General features: G+C 75.2%; 10 protein-coding genes. 4 read left to right on the top strand and 6 right to left on the bottom strand.

Features of this window, described 5'->3' with window-relative positions; genetic code table 11:
• Positions 1-31: 31 nt before the first annotated feature.
• Positions 32-2329 carry a glycoside hydrolase family 6 protein gene (locus JN535_RS07960; protein ID WP_205204816.1) on the bottom strand — a complete coding sequence of 766 codons (2298 nt, stop codon included), beginning with the start codon at positions 2327-2329 and terminating at the stop codon, positions 32-34.
• A gap of 109 nt (positions 2330-2438) precedes the next feature.
• Entirely contained in the window at positions 2439-3554 is a 1116-nt protein-coding gene (locus JN535_RS07955) for a LacI family DNA-binding transcriptional regulator (protein WP_205204814.1), read from the bottom strand.
• Positions 3555-3635: 81 nt separating this feature from the next.
• Between JN535_RS07955 and JN535_RS07950 the strand changes: the two genes are divergently transcribed.
• Both JN535_RS07950 and JN535_RS07945 read left to right on the top strand, forming a co-directional pair.
• Positions 3636-6404 carry a substrate-binding domain-containing protein gene (locus JN535_RS07950; protein WP_205204812.1) on the top strand — a complete coding sequence of 923 codons (2769 nt, stop codon included), beginning with the start codon at positions 3636-3638 and terminating at the stop codon, positions 6402-6404.
• 106 nt (positions 6405-6510) lie between these two features.
• Positions 6511-9231 (top strand): glycoside hydrolase family 48 protein, encoded by a 2721-nt coding sequence (locus JN535_RS07945; protein WP_240200846.1) that lies wholly within the window; start codon positions 6511-6513, stop codon positions 9229-9231.
• 53 nt (positions 9232-9284) lie between these two features.
• Here JN535_RS07945 and JN535_RS07940 read toward each other — a convergent pair whose 3' ends face one another.
• From JN535_RS07940 to ptsP, 3 genes are all read right to left on the bottom strand, one after another.
• Positions 9285-10133, bottom strand: coding sequence for an acyl-CoA thioesterase (locus tag JN535_RS07940; protein ID WP_307868529.1), 849 nt, complete (start codon positions 10131-10133; stop codon positions 9285-9287).
• Between the two features lie 142 nt (positions 10134-10275).
• Positions 10276-10662 carry a globin gene (locus JN535_RS07935; RefSeq protein WP_205205396.1) on the bottom strand — a complete coding sequence of 129 codons (387 nt, stop codon included), beginning with the start codon at positions 10660-10662 and terminating at the stop codon, positions 10276-10278.
• Between the two features lie 241 nt (positions 10663-10903).
• Positions 10904-12607: a phosphoenolpyruvate--protein phosphotransferase gene (gene ptsP / locus JN535_RS07930; protein ID WP_205204801.1), complete on the bottom strand. Its 1704-nt coding sequence runs from the start codon at positions 12605-12607 to the stop codon at positions 10904-10906.
• A 172-nt stretch (positions 12608-12779) separates the two neighbouring features.
• Between ptsP and JN535_RS07925 the strand changes: the two genes are divergently transcribed.
• Entirely contained in the window at positions 12780-13097 is a 318-nt protein-coding gene (locus JN535_RS07925; RefSeq protein WP_255318904.1) for a glucose PTS transporter subunit EIIB, read from the top strand.
• Positions 13098-13164: 67 nt separating this feature from the next.
• Here JN535_RS07925 and JN535_RS07920 read toward each other — a convergent pair whose 3' ends face one another.
• The gene (locus tag JN535_RS07920; RefSeq protein WP_205204792.1) at positions 13165-14289 is read right to left on the bottom strand and encodes a mechanosensitive ion channel family protein; all 1125 of its coding nucleotides are present in this window, start codon (positions 14287-14289) and stop codon (positions 13165-13167) included.
• A gap of 90 nt (positions 14290-14379) precedes the next feature.
• On the opposite strand from JN535_RS07920, the gene malQ reads away from it, so the two are divergent.
• Positions 14380-16563: a 4-alpha-glucanotransferase gene (gene malQ, locus JN535_RS07915; RefSeq protein WP_205204790.1), complete on the top strand. Its 2184-nt coding sequence runs from the start codon at positions 14380-14382 to the stop codon at positions 16561-16563.
• Positions 16564-16739: the final 176 nt, after the last annotated feature.

Raw genomic sequence — 16739 nt, 5'->3', positions numbered from 1 at the left:
GGGCGCAGCGCCCCGACCGCCGGCCGTCAGGTCACGCGACGGTGCAGCTCGCGCCGTTCAGGGTGAAGGACGTCGGCTCGGTGTTGGTCCCGGAGTGGGAGCCGTTGAAGCCGACCTCGATGCTCGCGCCCGCGCCGAGGGTGGTGTTCCACGCCGCGGGGGTCACGGTGACGGTCGAGCCGGACTGCGCGTACTGCGCGGACCAGCCCTGGGTGATCGTCTGGCCGTTCGCGAAGGCGAACGTCAGGGTCCAGTTCTGCAGGGCGGTGGCGGAGTCGTTGGTGATCCGCAGCGACCCGGTGAACCCGGTGTTCCACGAGCTGGCCGTGTACGCGACCGTGCAGGCCCCCACCGGGGTGGGGGTGTCGTCCTCGGTCGTCCCGGTCACCGTGCCGGAGGTCGCGGACACGTTGCCCGCCGCGTCGACCGCGCGCACCGCGTAGACGTGCGCCGTGCCCGCCGCGAGGCCCGTGTCGGTGAACGACGTCGTCGAGACCTCGGCGACCTGCGTCCCGTCGCGGAACACGCGGTAGCCCGTCACGCCGGTGTCGTCGGTGGACGCGTTCCACGCGAGCGCGACCGTGGAGGTCGTCACGCCCGAGACCCGCAGCCCCGTCGGGGCGGACGGTGCCTGGTCGTCCCCGCCGCCGCCCTCGTCCGTGGTCACGGTGAGCGGCGCGGACGCGGCCGACACGTTGCCCGCGGCGTCGCGCGCCCGGACGGTCACGGCGTAGGAGGTGCCCGCGTCGAGGCCGGTGATCGTGAACGAGGTCGCGGCCGTCGTGGCCACCGCGACGCCGTCGACGAGCACGGTGTAGCCGGTGACGGCACGGTCGTCGGTGGACGCGGTCCAGCTCACGCTCGCCGACGACGTCGTGGTCGCCCCGACCGTGAGGCCGGTCGGGACCGACGGCGGGGTCGTGTCCGCGGGGCCGCCGCTGCCGTCACCCTCGATCGCCGGGTACGCGTTCTCGACGAGCATCCGGAACTGGGACTCGAACCACTGGCCCGCGAGCGGGGCGTCGGGCAGGGCGCCCGTCAGCTGGTTGGCGAGCTTCGGCGAGACGAAGGTCGGGTCGCACATGCGGTCGAACCGCTTGCCCTGGTCGTTCGGGATGTCGGACGACGCGCCGTCGGACTCGCCCGGAGGCTTGACCCACACGTACGCGTGCAGGTGCGACTCGGGGAAGCCGGCCGGCGAGGCCTGCGGACGCTCGCCGATCCCGGCGCCCGCCGGGTTGCACCACGCGCCGCGGTGGATGCGCTTGTCGACGCGCGACTCGTTCACGTAGGTGTTGACGTCCGTCGACGTGCTCACCGCCGTCGGGCGGTCCTCGCCGCCCCAGCCGTTGCGCGACGTGTCGATGAGCATGCCGATCGACGACGGGAAGCCCTCGGCGACCAGCAGGTCGTACAGGTGCGCCGTCCAGTCGGCCTCGTCGAAGTCGGCGTTCCACTCGTAGAAGGTCGCCGAGCGGACCGGCGTGCTGCCGAGCTGGACGTCCTCGAGGAACGGCTCGTGCAGCGGCGTCGAGTTGGCGGTGTTCGTGACGAAGCCCGCGACGGACGCGTAGCCCGCCTCGGTGGAGAGCACGACCTCCTTGAAGAGCTTCGCCGCCGGGCCCGCGTTGCTCGGCCAGCCGAGCCAGCCGGCGTGCGCCGCGTCGATGTAGGAGTACACGTTGCCGACGTCGTGGAGCGCGTCCAGCGCGTACTTCACGCCCTCGCGGTAGTAGGGCGCGGAGGCCTGGCAGTCGGGGGTGCTGATGTTCGTGATGAGGTTCGGCAGCGAGTCCGGCTCGATCGTCGCGACGATGCGCAGGTCCTCGTAGGCGGGGTCGTCGAGGATGTCGGCGATGACGTCGATGTACTCGGTCTTGTACCTCGCCATGTCGGTGGCGTTCGGCTTGAGCTCGCCGTTGGACGCGAGCGCGTAGCAGTCGCGGCCGGGCAGGTCGTAGATCACGAGGTTGAACACCATCGGCACACCGGGCTGCTTCTGCGCGATCGCGGCGTCGAGGTGGTACCGCAGACCGGGGCCGTCGGCGTTGCCCTCGATCGCGCTGATGCGGTCCATCCAGACCGCGGTGGGCTCGTCGGCGATCGCCCGCATGCGGGACCCGAGGTCGCCGCCGGCGCGGTCGGCGGCGGCCTCGACGTTGGCGGACCAGAAGTCGTTGACGTACTGCGTGGCACCCGCGAACGGGTTGCTCACGCGCGGTTCGGCGGCGTTCGCCGGCGCGGCGGTCGCGACGAGCGGGGCGGCGAGCAGCGCGAGCGACGCGGCGACGGCCGCGCCCCTGCGCGGTCGGCTGGATCGGGATGGCACGTGGTCCTCCAAGGGTCCTGGGGCGCGGACGGGTCCGCGCACCGGGCGGCTCTGCCCGGCGGGGACAACGTGACGAACGGGAGGCGACGTCGGCCACCGCCTGAAACGTTTAGGCGCTCCGCGGTGGCGCGGTCGTCCCGCGCAGCAGCAGGCGCGACGCCGGGCGGTCGCGGTCGACGGCGGGGCGCGCCGAGGCAGGGTCGGCGTCGGGCCGCGCGACCGGGCGCCCGAGGCCGAGCCGCGCGACGACGACGTCCGCCACGTGCGCTCCGAGCCGCTCGAACGGGCGGTGCACGGCCGTGAGGGCGGGGGCGACGAGGCGGCACGTCGCGGAGTCCTCACCGGACAGCACCGACAGGTCCCAGGGCACCTCGAACCCGTGGCTGCGGCCCGCCTCGAGCACGGCGAGCGCCGCGACGTCCGTGTCCGTGAGCACGGCGGTGGGCCGCGAGTCGTGGGCCACGAGCCGCGCGGCGCGCGAACGCGTCTCCTCCCACGTGCGGCACTCGACGACGTCGACCCGCGCCTCCGGGCCGCCCGCGTCACGCGCCGCCCCGACCAGTGCGCGGGCGACCTCGTCCTGCGCGTCGGAGACGAGGACCGCGATCCGGCGGTGGCCGAGCTCGACGAGGTACCGGGCGGCACGGGCGTCCGCGTCGCCCGCGAACCAGGTCCGCGCGCCCGGAGCGTCGGCGCCGGGTGCGCCGGGTGCGCCGGGCGCGACCTCGACGAGCGGGATCGCGGCATCGTGCGCGACCCGGCGCCGGGGGTCGTGCGCGTGGGCGTCGACCACGACGAACGCCGCGTGCCTCCGCTCGGACCAGCCCGCCTCGAGCTCGCGCGCCCCCTCGTCGCGGTCGCCGACCACCTCCAGGCCGAGCGAGAGGTCGTGCTCCGCGAGGACGGCGCGCATGCCGGCGCCGAGCGCGAGGGCGCGGGCGGGCCCGGCGGCTCCCTCCGCCGCGTGCACGACCTGGAGCGCCACGCTGCGCGCGCTGGCACGCAGCGAGCGCGCGGCCGCGCTCGGGCGCCAGCCGAGGTCGGCCGCCGTGCGCAGGACGTGCCGACGGGTCCGCTCGGAGACGCCCGGCCGGCCGTTGAGCGCGTAGGAGACGACGGCGATCGAGACCCCCGCCGCGCGCGCGACGTCGGTGATCGTGATGCGCCGCTCGGCGGGGCCGGCGGCGCGTGGCGTGGGTATCCCGCCCGGGGAATTGGTGGTCACGCTCCCACACTGTGCCCGGTTTGGGTGCATGATGCCTACCAGGACTCGGTGACGATGACGTGGCGGGGGACGGTGACGAGGATGTCGACGGACGCGACGAGGCGCCCGAGACAGGCGGGGGAGCACCTGACGTTCGGTGTGCTGTGCCCCGTGGTCGGAGGCTTCTACTTCGGGCGGTCCCTGGCGGGGATCGCCCGGGTCCTGCGGGCGCACGGGCACCGGGTGGTCGCCCTCCAGACGTACCCGCCGGACCTCGACCGTGACGAGTTCCCGGGCCCTCCGGGCCGGCGCCCCCTGCTCGGGCGCTCGTCGTTCGACGGGTTCGTCGTCATGACGACGGCGCTCGCGGACGCCGAGCTCCGCGAGCTCGACGCCTCGGGCGTCCCGCTGGTGCTCCTGGGCGTGCGGGCCGAGGGGCTGCGTGCTCCGACGGTGTCGCCGGACAACGCGGGCGGCGTGCGCGCCGCCGTCGACCACCTCGTCGAGCACGGCCACCGGCGCATCGGCTTCGTCGGCAACACCGAGCAGCGCGACACGCTCGAGCGCTACGACGCCTACCGCGCGGCGCTCGCGGCGCACGACCTCGCGTGGTCACCGTCGTGGGTGTACCGCACGCGCGACAACCAGGAGGCGAGCGCCGAGGCCGTCGCGCGGCGGCTCGCGGCCCGGGGCCTGCCGACGACGGCGACGCTCGCCGCCACCGACCGCAACGCCATCGGCTTCATGCGTGGCCTCCAGGCCAGCGGGTTCGAGCTCCCCGCGGAGCAGGCGGTGGTCGGGTTCGACCACGCCGACTCGGGCGCGCGCTCGCGTCCGCGGCTGTCGACGGTCGACCCCCTGCACGACCAGGTCGGCGAGCGCGTGGCGGAGCTGCTCGTCGCACGGGCCCGGGGGGAGAGCGTCGGGCGCGAGAACCGGTTGGGGCGTGCGGCACTCATCCGGCGCGAGTCGTGCGGGTGCCTCGAGGGGACGCAGGGCGAGCTCATCGGCGCACCGGCCGCCCGGTCCGCGGCCGTGCCGGTGCCGTCCGACCCGGACCGGCCCCTCGACGACGTCGCCCGCGTCGTCTTCGCCTCCGTCCTCGAACGGTCGGACGCGCGCGGCGTCCTGCGCCGGCGCGGGCCGGACGGTGGCCAGCGTCCCGCGCCGGTCGACGCGTGGCTCCTGGTGCTCCGCCACCTGCTCCGGGGCGCCGCGGAGACGGGTGCCGTCCCGCCGGCCGCGGCGTTGCGCTCGCTCGCGGACCGGACGGCGGCCCTGCGCCCGTCGCAGGAGGCGCTCGAGCAGATCGTGCCCGCCCTGGAGACCGAGGTCGCCGCGCTCGTGCGCGACGTGCGGCGGCGACGCCCGGGTGCGCGTGCGTCCCAGCTCGGCCGGAACGTCCTGTCGCGCGGCACCCACCGCGACCCCCCGGCGAGCTCTGCCGCGGCACGCGCCGCGGCGGTCCGGGCGACCGCGGCCGAGGTGGTCGTCGCCGTCGCCCGCGGGTGCGCGCACGGGACGGTCGCGCGCACGGGGCGGCTCGAGCAGGACCTGGTGGACCTGTACGAGGTCGACCTGGGCCTCCTGCGCGGCGACGAGGCAGGGCTGCGGCGCCTCGACTGGCTCCCGCGGGGCGTGGGCGGGACGGCCGCCCTCGCGCTGTGGGAGGACGTCGGCGACGGCTCCGGCCGCCGTGTGCTGCGGGTGGTGGGCGTGCGCGGCGGCGGGACGGCCGTCGAGCGGCTCGTCGGGTCGGTCTTCCCGACCGCGCAGTTCCCGCCGCGCGAGCTCCTCGACCCGCGGTCGCTCACGGTCGTCGCGCCCGTCGCGTTCGGTCGCTCGGACTGGGGCTTCCTCGTCGTGGGCGGCCTCGTGGACACGCGGACGACGAGCACCCGGGAGCGGTACAACCACTGGGCCGCGATGCTCGCCGTCGCGCTCGACCGGGAGACCCTGGTCAGCTCGCTGCAGGAGCAGCGCCACGCGCTCGCCGACGCGGCCGACCGCGTCCGCGAGCTGGCGCTCGAGGTCGAGGCGGGGGCCGAGCGGGCCGCGCTCGTGTCCATCGCGTCCCACGACGGCACGTGGGACTGGGACGTCGAGACGGGCACCGTGCGCTGGTCGCCGGCGTGGGCGCGCATCGTGGGCTGCGACGTGGCCGACCTCCGGGACGACCCCGAGGAGTGGCTCGGCCGCGTGCACCCCGACGACGTGCAGGCGGTGCACGCCGCCGTCGCCGCCCAGCTCGCCGGGACGACCGAGCCGCTCGACGTCGAGCACCGGCTGCGGTGCGCGGACGGCGAGCACGTGCGGGTCCGGTGCCGCGCGGTGACCGTGCACGACGCCGGCGGACGCCCGGCCCGCATGGTGGGCGCCCTGGCCGTCCTGTCCGACGTCGAGCGGTACCGCAGCGAGCTGCGCGAGCGGGCGCTCGTCGACCCCGACTCGGGCGTGCTGCACCGGGCCCTGTTCGTGGACCGGCTCGAGCAGGCGATCGGGCGCGGCGGCCGGGTCGCGGGCTACGGCGCGCACGTGCTCGCCGTCGGGCTCGACGCACCGCCGACGGTCCCGGCGCTGCACCGGCTCGGCGACGCGCTGGGCCCGGCGGGCTCCTTGTGCGCGCTGGCCCCGACGGACCTCGTCGTGCTCCTCGACGGCGTGTCGGACGACGCGGCCCGCCACGCCGCGGTTCGCGCGGCGGGGGCGTGCGGGTCGGCCCTCGTCGAGCACCTCGGCGACGTCACCGGCGCGCCCGACGCGATCGAGGTGCTGCGCCGTGCCGGGGCCGCGCTCGCGCGGCGCCGGGCGCGTGCGCACGGCACCGTCGTGCCGTGGTCGGCGTCGTCCGAAACGTTTCGTGCGTTGTGACGGCCGGTCGCGCCCGCCGAGAGTCGATCGACCCGTGGGGGTGGGGGAGCCGACGGCGGCGCCCCCGCGACCGCCGCCGCGGGGCTCGACGACGAGAGGGAGCACGATGCCACGCACGTCCCGGCGCGCAGCGCCACCACCCACCGCCCCGCACGCGCGAGCCGCGCGGGGCCGGCGCACGACGGCGGCCGCGCTCGCCGCGGGCGTCGCGCTCACTGCGCTCGCCACCGTCCCCCCGGCGAGCGCCGACCCCGCGGGGTCCCGGTCGACGACGGCAGGCACGACCGCGGCGCTCGTCGACGGCGAGTACACGCAGCGCTTCCTGGAGCTGTACGCCAAGATCCACGACCCCGCGAACGGGTACTTCTCGCCCCAGGGCATCCCGTACCACGCGGTCGAGACGCTCATGGTCGAGGCGCCGGACTACGGCCACGAGACGACGTCGGAGGCGTACTCCTTCTGGCTGTGGCTCGAGACGTCGTACGGCCAGGTGACCGGCGACTGGGAGCCGTTCAACCACGCGTGGGACACGCTCGAGGCGTACATGATCCCCACCACGGAGAACCAGCCCACCAACGGGGCGTACGACCCGGCCAAGCCCGCGACGTACGCGCCGGAGTTCGACCACCCGAGCCAGTACCCGTCGCGGCTCGACACGTCGGTGTCCGTCGGCTCCGACCCGATCGCGGCCGAGCTGCGGTCGACGTACGGCACGCCCGAGGTCTACGGCATGCACTGGCTCGCCGACGTCGACAACGTGTACGGCTTCGGCGCCGCCCCCGGCTCGTCGAGGCTGCTCGGGCCGGACCACGAGGGCACGTCGTACATCAACACGTTCCAGCGCGGGCCCCAGGAGTCCGTCTGGGAGACGGTGCCCCAGCCGTCGATCGACGACTTCAGCTACGGCGGCGAGAACGGCTACCTCGACCTCTTCACGGGCGACGCGTCGTACGCGAAGCAGTGGAAGTACACCAACGCGCCCGACGCCGACGCACGCGCCGTCGAGGCCGCCTACTGGGCGAACAAGTTCGCGACCGAGCAGGGCCAGCCCGAGGCCGTCGCCGACACGGTCGGCAAGGCCTCGAAGATGGGCGACTACCTGCGCTACGCGCTGTTCGACAAGTACTTCAAGACGCCGGGCTGCGAGTCCACGTCGTGCGCCGCGGGGTCGGGCCGCAGCAGCGCGCACTACCTGCTCTCCTGGTACTACGCGTGGGGCGGTGCGCTCGACACCTCCGGCCCGTGGGCCTGGCGCATCGGGTCGAGCCACGCGCACTTCGGGTACCAGAACCCGATGGCGGCCTGGGCGCTCGCGAACGACCCCGCGCTCCAGCCGGCCTCGCCCACGGCGAGCGACGACTGGGGCACGAGCCTCGACCGCCAGATCGAGCTCTTCCAGTGGCTCCAGTCGCCCGAGGGCGGGATCGCGGGCGGCAGCACGAACTCGTGGGACGGCCACTACGCGGACCGCCCCGACGACGTCGCGACGTTCTACGGGATGGCGTACACCGAGGCGCCCGTGTACCACGACCCGCCGTCCAACTCGTGGATGGGCATGCAGGGCTGGGGGGTCGAGCGGATCGCGCAGCTCTACGAGGAGACCGGTGACGAGCGCGCCGAGGCGATCCTGGACAGGTGGGTGCCGTGGGTGATCGACCACGTCACGGTCACGGACGACTCGTGGCAGATCCCCTCGAACCTCGCGTGGTCGGGCCAGCCGGACGACTGGGACCCCGAGAACCCGGGCGACAACGCCGGCCTGAGCGTCGAGGTGACGGGCTACGGCCAGGACGTCGGCGTCGCCGGCGCGCTCGCCCGCTCGCTCATGTACTACGCGGCGGGCGGCGAGGGACCGCAGCACGACGCGGCGCAGCAGGTCGCGCGCGACCTGCTCGACGCGATCTGGGAGCAGAACAGCGACCCGCTCGGCGTCGCGACGACCGAGACCCGCGCGGACTACGCGCGCTTCGACGACGTCCTGACGTCGAGCACCGGGGACGGGACGTACGTGCCGGCCGGGTGGTCGGGCACCATGCCGAACGGTGACGTGATCGAGCCCGGCGTGTCGTTCCTCGACCTGCGGTCGTTCTACCTCGACGACCCGCAGTGGTCGAAGGTCCAGGCGCACCTCGACGGCGGGCCCGCCCCCGAGTTCACCTACCACCGGTTCTGGGCCCAGACCGCGGTCGCGACGGCGCTCGCCGACTACGACCGGCTGTTCGGCGAGGACGTCCCGACGGAGCCGGACACCGAGCCGCCGACCACGCCGACCGGTCTCGCGGTGACGGGGACGACGGCGACGACCGCGTCGCTGTCGTGGACGGCGTCGACGGACGACGTGCGCGTGGTGGGCTACGACGTGCTGCGCGACGGGGTGAAGGTCGGCACGGCGTCGGGCACCTCGTACACCGACGAGGACCTCGCTCCCGAGACCACGTACCGGTACACCGTGCGGGCGCGCGACGCGGCGGGGAACGTCTCGCCCGCGTCCCTCGCCGCCGAGGCGACCACGCTCGCGGACGACGGCGGGCCGGAGCCCGGCGCGTGCACCGCGACCTACGCGACGCGCGGGTCGTGGCAGGGCGGGTACCAGGGCGAGGTCACGGTCACGGCCGGCACCTCCGGCCTCTCCGGCTGGACCGTCTCGCTCGACCTCGCGCCCGGAGGTCTGTCGCAGGCCTGGAACGCGACGACGAGCGTGAGCGGGAGCGTCCTGACCGCGACGAACGTCGGCTGGAACGGCACGCTCGCCGCCGGGGGCTCGACGTCGTTCGGGTTCATCGGCACGGGCGCGCCGCCGTCGTCACCGACGGTCGCGTGCGGCTGACACCGGCTGACACCCGGCTGACACAGCGGTGAGGGAGGTCCGCCTCCCGGTGCTCACAGCGCCGGGAGGCGGACCATGCCCTCCTGCGCGATGGACGCGACGAGCGTCCCGTCCTGCGCGAACACGCGCGCGGCGCCGAGCCCGCGGCCGCCCTGGGCGCTCGACGCCGACTGCACGTAGAGCAGCCACTCGTCGACGCGCGCGTCGCGGTGCCACCACATGGCGTGGTCGAGGCTCGCGATCGAGATGTCGGGCGTGACCCAGCTCGTGCCGGACTGGCGCAGGATCGGCTCGAGCATCACCTGGTCGCACGCGTAGGCCATGAGTGCGCGGTGCAGCAGCTGGTCGTCCCCGACGTCGCCGCGCGCCCGCATCCACACCATCTGGTGGTCCTTGGGCTCGTGGTCGGGACCGAGGTAGAGCGAGCCGCCCACGTGGCGCAGCTCGAACGCCGAGTGGTGCGACCAGAACCGTGCGATCGGGTGGTCGATGCCGCCGAGCACGTCGAGCGCGGACGGCACCTCCTCCGGGGCGGGGGCGTCGGGCATCGGCGACGAGTGCTCGATGCCGCCCTGGTCCTCCTGGAACGAGGCGATCATCGACAGGATCGGCTTGCCGTGCTGGATCGCGTGCGTGCGGCGCGCGCTGAACGAGCGCCCGTCCCGCAGCCGCTCGACCGCGAAGTCGATGGGCACGTCGAGACCGCCGGGCCGCAGGAAGTAGCCGTGCAGCGAGTGGGGCAGCCGACCCCCCGGGACCGTCCGGCCGGCCGCGAGGACCGCCTGCGCGAGCACCTGACCGCCGTAGACGCGTCCCGTCGGCTGGTGCACGGAGACCCCGCGGAAGTGCTCGGGGTCGGCGGCCGACCCGTCGCCGTCCCCGACCCGCTCGAGGCGCAGCACGTCGAGGAGGTGGTTCAGCGGGTTGGGGACCTGCTCGCGCGGGGCGGCGTCCGACGTCGGGCCGGGGGAGGCCGAGGAGGTCGACGGCGGCGTGGGCTCGGGGGTCACGGGTGGGGGCTCCTTCGCTCGGGCGGCGGGTCGGTCAGTCCTCGAAGGTGTTGAGGAGCGAGTGCGCCGCGCGCTCCAGATAGTCCCACAGCGTCGCCTCCTGGATCGGCGGCAGGCCGAGGGTGTCGACGGCGGCACGCATGTGGGCGAGCCAGCGGTCGCGCGCGTCGGGGTTGACCTTGAACGGGGCGTGCCGCATGCGCAGTCGCGGGTGCCCGCGCTGCTCGCTGTACGTCGTCGGGCCGCCCCAGTACTGCTCGAGGAACGCGGTGAGGCGCCAGCGCGCCGGCCCGAGGTCCTGCTCGGGATACATCGGGCGCATGACCGGGTCGTCGGCGACGCCCTCGTAGAACGCGTCGACGAGGCGGACGAACGTCTCGTGGCCGCCGACCTCGTCGTAGAACGTGCGGCTCGGGCGCACCGGCGCTGCGTCGTTCGTCGTGCCGGTCGTCGTGCCGCTCGTCGCGCTGGTCGCCGTGCCGTCGGACGTGCCGTCGGACGTGCCGGCGACGGGCAGCGACGTGCGGGGGCTGGGCTCGGTCGTCACCGGCCCATCATCGCACCGGGCGCGGTGCTGTCCGGCCCGAGCACGGGGACCGCGGCGCACGTCACACGGGACGCGCCGCGCTCGCGGCGACGAACGTCGCGCCACGCGCTCCGCGTCAGAGGCCGAGCGCGGTGAGCACCGGGAGGTTCTCGCGGACGACGGCGCGGGCCTCCGCCGCGCTCTCCGCCTCGACCGCGAGCCGTGCGAGGCGGCGGCACTCGTCGAGGTCGACCTCGCGCAGCAGCGCGGCGACGTCCGGGATCGCGCGGGCCGTCATGGACAGCGACGACACCCCGAGGCCCACGAGCACGACGGCCAGCACGGGCTGCGAGGCCGCCTCGCCGCACACGCCCACGGGTCGGCCCTGCTGCGCGCCGCCGGCGCACGTCGCCTCGACGAGCCGCAGCACGGCGGGCTGCCACGGGTCGCTCAGCTCCGCGAGCGACCCGAGGAGCCGGTCCGCGGCCATCGTGTACTGCGTGAGGTCGTTCGTGCCGATCGAGGCGAAGGCGGCGCGCGCGAGGATCGGCCCGGCGAGCAGCGCTGCGCTCGGGACCTCGACCATGACGCCCGCGACGTCGAGGCCGTGGGCGCGGCAGCGCTCGACGAACCACTCGGTCTCGCTGACGGTCGAGACCATGGGCGCCATGACCCACACCTCGGCCTCCTCGGCCGCGGCGGCCCGGGCGATCGCGTCGAGCTGCTGCTCGAGCAGCTCTGGCCACCGCGCGGCGGTGCGCAGCCCGCGCACGCCGAGCGCCGGGTTCTCCTCGTCGTCGACGGTGAGGAAGTGCAGCGGCTTGTCCGCCCCGGAGTCGAGCGTCCGGATGACGACCTTGCGCCCGCCGAACGCGCGGAAGACCGTGCGGTAGGCGGTGACCTGCTCCTCGACGGTCGGGGGCTGCTCGCGGTCGAGGAAGCAGAACTCGGAGCGGAACAGCCCGACGCCCTCCGCGCCCGCCGCGGCCGCGGGCGCCGCGCCCGCGGGGTCGCCGACGTTCGCGAGGAGCTGGACGCGGTGCCCGTCGCGCGTCCGGCCGGTGCCGTCGAACGTGCGCACCTGCTGCGCCCGTGCGCGCGCCGTGGCGATCTGCTCCTCGGACGGGTGCACGACCACGGTCCCGGCAGCGCCGTCGACGAGGACGACGTCCTCCGGCGCGAGCGCGGCGCTCGCGCCGGTCGCCGCCACGACCGCGGGGATGCCCTTGGCGTTCGCGACGATCGCGGTGTGCGACGTCGGGCCGGCGCCGTCGGTGACGATCGCGAGCACGCGCGCGGGGTCGAGCGCGGCGGTGGCCGACGGCGCGAGGTCGGGCGCGACGAGCACGAACGGCTCCGCGTGCTCGGGCACGCCGGGCGCCGGGCGGTCCGTCAGCGCCGCGACGAGGCGGTCGCGCACGTCCGCGACGTCGCGCGCACGCTCGGCGAAGTAGCCGCCGAGCTCCGTGAACTGCCGCACGACCTCCTCGGCGGCCTCCCACACCGCGCGCTCGGGCACCAGGTGCTCCTCGAGGACGCGGCGTCGCGCGTCCGCCGCCAGGGTGGGGTCGCCCGCCATCGCGGCGGTCGCCTCCAGCACGTCGCGCGTCTCGCCGTCGGCGGCGTCCGCCGCGCGCTGGAGGTCGGTCGCGACCTGCGCGGCCGCGGCGTCGACGCGCCGGGCCTGCGCCTCGTGGTCCTCGCGCGGTCCCATCCGCAGCCCGGGAGCGGGCTCCGCGATCGGCTCCGGCATCAGCACCACCGGCCCGACCACCGTCCCGGGGCACACACCGATGCCCGTGATGACCTGCCGTGCCTCGTCCTGAAGTCCGCCCGTCACGACCCTCGCTCCTGTCCGCCTCGGGCGTGCGACCCGGGTGCCCGGGCCGGTGCGCACGCGTGCCCGCCACCGTCCCGACCGTCGCACGCACCCGGCACACGTCTGTTGCGCCGCGGTTGCGGGCCCGCGTCGATCCGGTGACAACCTCGCGAGGAGACTAGGCTGATACCGGGTGCACGGCACCCCGACACCCCGGATCCCCCGCGCGGATCCCACTCGCGACTCGCCTCAGGAGACACTTTCGATGAGCACCCCCTCGGACCAGAAGGCACAGCAGATCCTCGAAGCCCTCGGGGGCCAGGGCAACGTGGTCGACCTGGAGCCGTGCATCACGCGCCTGCGCGTCGAGGTGACCGACCCGCAGCTCGTCGACGAGGCGCGCCTCAAGGCGACCGGCGCGTTCGGCGTCGTGCGCTCCGGCCGTGTCGTCCAGGTCATCGTCGGCCCGGAGGCCGACAACCTCGCGGCGGAGCTCGACGGACTGCGCTGACCCCGGCGGCCCTCCCGGAGCGGAGGGCCGGCGCCGTCGGACCCCGTGCCCGACGGCGCCACCCGCCTCAGGTGGTCGGTCCGGCCGTGCCGCCGGTGCGGTCCTGCACGACGGCCGCCGCCGCGGCGCCGCGGCGGTCGCGCGCCGCCTGCTCGTCCCGCGCCGAGGCGCCGGGACCGTCGTCGGGCCGGTCGTCGGGCACGGACGGGGAGTGGTCGAGGACGACCACCTGCTGCGCCCCGGCGAGGGGGATCCGCGCGTCGGACAGCCCTTGCCGGACGCGGGCGCGCAGCGCGCGCGCCACCTCCCACTGCATCGCGGCCTGCGTCTTGACCTGCACCTTGAGCTGGAGCGCCTCGGCCGTCATCGACTCGATGCCCGTGACCTCCGGGGGTTCCAGGAAGTACGTGCCGAGCACGGGGTCGGCCCCGACGTCCTCTGCCGCGGCGAGCAGCGCCGCGCGCACCGCCTCGACGTCCGCCCAGTACGCCACGCGCACGTCGACGACGGCGCGACCCCACTCCTGGGTCTTGTTCCCGGTGCGCAGGATCTCCCCGTTACGCACGAACCACAGGGTCCCGTTGCCGTCGCGCACCTTGGTGACGCGCAGCGCGACCTCCTCGACGGTGCCCGTCACCTCGCCGAAGTCGACGGTGTCGCCGACGCCGTACTGGTCCTCGAGCAGCATGAACGTCCCGGACAGGAAGTCCTTCACGAGGCTCTGCGCGCCGAAGCCGAGGGCGACGCCGGCGATGCCCGCCGAGGCGAGGAACGGTGCGATGTTCACGCCCAGCTCGCTCAGCACGAGGAGCACGATCGTCGCCCCGATGACGATGTTGGCGACGGACCGCAGCACCGAGCCGACCGTCCGCGCGCGCTGGGCCCGTCGGGCGGACGCCAGCGGGTTCGCGCGCAGCAGGACGCTGCCGACCCCGGACTCGGCGACGCCCTTCAGCCGCTTGCTGCGCAGGGCGGGTGTGCCCTCGGCGATGTGCTCGGTGATCCTGCGGATGAGGCGGCGCACGAGCGCGAGCGCGATCGCGCCGACGCCGATGATGAGCAGGACGCGCAGCGGGACCCCGACGAACCACTCGAACCAGTCGTCGGGGTTGCTCGGGTCGAAACCGTTGCGCACCTCTGGCGGTGCGTCCGCGGGCAGGCCGAGGACGGGGGCGAGGACGGGGTGGGACATGAGCGCAGGGTACCCGGACGCGTTGGGCGGTCCCTGGGCGCGCCGAGCGAACGCGCTGCTCGCGGGCCCGCGTTCTGGCAGGATGCAGGCGTGAGCGAACCCCCGCAGACGGACCTGCCCGAGCCGTTGGTGCAGCTGGCCGACGCCCACGGCGTCGCGTCCGACTTCTGGGACTTCGACGGGACGAGGCGGCAGGTCCGCGCCTCGACGCTCGTCGCCGTGCTCGAGGCGCTCGGGGTCCCGGCGTCGTCGCCCGAGAAGGTGGCGGTCAGCCTCGAGCACTCGCGCGACGACGCGTGGCGCCAGATGCTCCCGCCGACCGTCGTCGTGCGACAGGGTGACGCCGTCCCGCTCCCCGTCCACGTCGCGGACGGGTCCGCCGTCGAGGTCTGGGTCGAGCTCGAGGCGGAGCCGTCGCGCCACGGGGGGCAGGCGTCCGGGCACCACGCCGCCCGGGCCCCGCGCGAGCGTCGCGACCTCGGCCAGCTCGACGTGTTCGTCGAGCCGCGCACGGTGGACGGCCGGCGCGTGGGACGCGCGACGTTCGAGATCCCGGCCGACCTGCCCCTCGGGTGGCACGACCTGCACGCCGAGAGCGACGGCACGCAGGCGCGCGCGACGCTCGTCGTGACGCCGCAGCGGCTCGAGCTGCCGGCCGCGGTCGCCGAGCGGCGTGCGTGGGGCTTCATGACCCAGCTCTACTCGGTGCGCTCGCGGGCGTCGTGGGGCGTCGGCGACCTGGCCGACCTGGCCGACCTCGCGTGGCTGTCCGCGCGCGAGGCGGGGGCCGACTTCGTGCTCGTCAACCCGCTGCACGCCGCCGAGCCGCGCACCCCCATGACGCCGTCGCCCTACCTGCCGACGAGCCGGCGCTTCGTCAACCCGATCTACATCCGCGTCGAGGACATCCGCGAGACCGGCTACCTGTCCGCGGCGGACCGCTCGCTCGTGGAGTGGGCGTTCGACCCCGTGCGCGATCTCGACACCGACCCGGGCCCGATCGACCGCGACGCGGCCTGGGACGCCAAGAAGGCGGCGCTCGAGGTCGTCTTCGCCGCGCCGCGCTCGACCGCACGACAGGCGTCGCTCGACGCCTTCCGTGCCGAGCAGGGTCGGGGCCTCGAGGACTTCGCGACGTGGTGCGCGCTCGCCGACCACTACGGCGACCGCGACTGGCCGCCCGGCGCGTACGACCCGAACGGCCCGACCGTCGCGGCGCTGCGCGAGCAGCTCGCCGACCGCGTCGAGTTCTACTGCTGGCTCCAGTGGGTCGCCGACGAGCAGCTCCGGGCCGCCCAGCGCACCGCGCGCGAGGCGGGGATGTCGGTCGGGATCATGCACGACCTCGCGGTCGGGGTGCACCCCGAGGGCGCCGACGTCTGGGCGCACCGCGGCGTGCTCGCCACCGGGGTCTCGGTCGGCGCGCCGCCAGACATGTACAACCAGCAGGGCCAGAACTGGTCCCAGCCACCCTGGCACCCGCGCGCGCTCGCCCGCGCCGGGTACGCGCCCTACCGCGACATGCTGCGGACCGTCCTGCGGCACGCGGGCGCGATCCGCATCGACCACGTCATCGGGCTCTTCCGCCTGTGGTGGATCCCCGGCGGCGCGCGCGCCGACGCCGGCGCCTACGTCCGCTACGACCACGAGGCCCTCGTCGGCATCCTGTGCCTCGAGGCGCACCGCGCGGGCGCGATGGTCATCGGCGAGGACCTCGGCGTGTTCGAGCCCTGGGTCCGTGACTACCTCGCGGACCGGGGCGTCCTCGGCACGTCCGTCCTGTGGTTCGAGAAGACCGACGACGGCCGGCCGCTGCCCCCGGAGGACTACCGGCGCCTCGCGCTCGCGACCGTCACGACCCACGACCTGCCGCCCACGGCCGGGTACCTCGCGGGCGAGCACGTCGAGCTGCGGGACCGCCTGCGCGTCCTCACGGAGGACGTCGCCGACGTGCGGCGCGCGGCCCGCGCCGAGCGCGACGCCATGGTCGCGTTCCTGCGCGAGCGCGGGCTCGTGGGCGACGACCCGTCCGAGCGCGAGCTCGTCGAGGCGCTGCACCGCCTGATCCGCGGCACACCCGCCGTCCTGCTCGGCGTCTCGCTCGCCGACGCCGTGGGGGAGCGCCGCTCGCAGAACCAGCCCGGCACGGACCAGGAGTACCCCAACTGGAAGGTGCCGCTCGGGGACTCGTCGGGCAACGTCGTCCTTCTGGAGGACCTCTTCGACTCCGCCCGCCTGCGTTCCCTCGCGAAGGCCATGAACGACGCCCTCTGACCGACCGAGAAGCAACCCCGGTCGCGCGAGGTAGAACCGCGGTTCCGCGAGGTAGAACCGTGGTTCTTGGGTGCGACGGCGTGTGGTCGGGTGGGGTGGGCGGGGTGGGTGGTGGTGCCGCGTCTACCATCCGCCGCTCGTTCCTCGCGGCTCCCGCCAGGCCCGACCACGACGCG

This window comes from Cellulosimicrobium cellulans, assembly GCF_016921195.1.
Taxonomy (GTDB): domain Bacteria; phylum Actinomycetota; class Actinomycetes; order Actinomycetales; family Cellulomonadaceae; genus Cellulosimicrobium; species Cellulosimicrobium cellulans_F.
The sequence above is the reverse complement of the archived record's forward strand: the minus strand, read 5'-3'. Positions and strand labels throughout refer to the sequence as shown.